Source organism: uncultured Campylobacter sp. (assembly GCF_938017775.1).
GTDB lineage: Bacteria > Campylobacterota > Campylobacteria > Campylobacterales > Campylobacteraceae > Campylobacter_B.
On sequence record NZ_CALIIU010000005.1, the window covers coordinates 1 to 1,350 of the forward strand.

The 1,350-nt window shown below is 36.7% G+C and carries 1 protein-coding gene; it reads left to right on the plus strand.

The genetic code is table 11. The features are described from left to right. Positions 1-1,189: ankyrin repeat domain-containing protein (locus Q0537_RS00315; RefSeq protein ID WP_299224047.1), on the plus strand; the 1,189-nt coding region annotated here is incomplete at its 5' end. Positions 1,190-1,350 lie beyond the last annotated feature (161 nt).

A 1,350-nucleotide genomic window follows, 5' to 3' on the forward strand; every position in this document is an offset into this window, starting at 1 on the left:
AACTTCCTCTCACTATACCGTCACTGCAAATACCAAAGTAGATCCTAACTCCGAGCTTGCCAAATATGTAACGCAAAAGGAGATAAACGCAGTTGGCTATAGATATTGGGATATAGACGAAGAGGAGGTTAGAGATAACCCCACGATGGAACTTTTGCGCAGGAGTTTAAAATCACAAGATACGGATAAAATTTTAAAATTTATGCAGGATAATAATATAAGCGCAGATACCCCTCTTCATTTCGGCGTTACCCCTTTGATGTATGCTAGCTTTTACGATGATGAAAAAACCGCAAAAAAGCTGATAGAGATGGGAGCCGATCCTCATAAGAAAGATAATTACGAGCTATCTCCTATGGCATACGCTATGGAAAATAACGCCACTAAGTCGGTCAAGCTTTTGCTGGATAGCGGAGTTAAGTTTGACGAAGTAGAGATCGTGCAGGAAACCTACGGCATTATGGATGTCGAAAACTGGATAGATTCTGTAAGCTTTGACGAAAACGCTACGCCGATCATACATTACCGCACGAAAGAGGTTCTTTTTAGCGGCGGAGGCGAGCCATATTATTTTATCACCCACCTAGTTAGAAACAATATGTACGATATAATGAAAATGGTGCTAGAGAGCGGTTATAGACCGTATACCTACTCCACTTTCAATATGGGAGAGGTCTCCGTTTCAAATAAACTAGAGGAGATATCCGGCTATAAAAATATAAAAAATACTAACAAGGAGTATGGGGTAGAGGAGTTTAGACTTTATATGTCGGTATATGGCGATCTACTGGACGTGCCCGAACCCGGAGCTATGATAGATCTGCTTTTGCAATATGATATAGGCGGAATCCCGAATGATGAATTTTTAAAAAGAATGTATGATGATAAGTGCTATGAAGCATATAGGTATGATATAGCCGTAGGATACTATAAAATGGGAAGTATGTTTGACTCAGCATTTTTGCAAAAACATTGTTCCGACAAGAATGCTACCTTTAAAAATATTAAAGAGTATATACTATTTGCGGTAGGGCAAAAAAAAATTGATAAAATAGAATTTGCAGCAAATAGAAAGCATATAAAAAATCCCAACTTCCATATATCTAAAGAGGAAGTCGAGAGGCTAACTAAAGACTATAAAGAATATAAAAGAAATTTATTTAGTAAAGAAGCGGAAGATCAAAAATAATAGGCGGCTAGGCAACTTGCTGCGAAATAATTAATTTAAAGCTCTTTCTAATTGCTTAAAAATGAAATTTTGCCGATTTTATCGGCATTATATTAGGCTTGCAAACTCCGCAAAAGTATAAAAACTCGAATAGAAAAGTTAAATTTAATTCCTAAATTTAC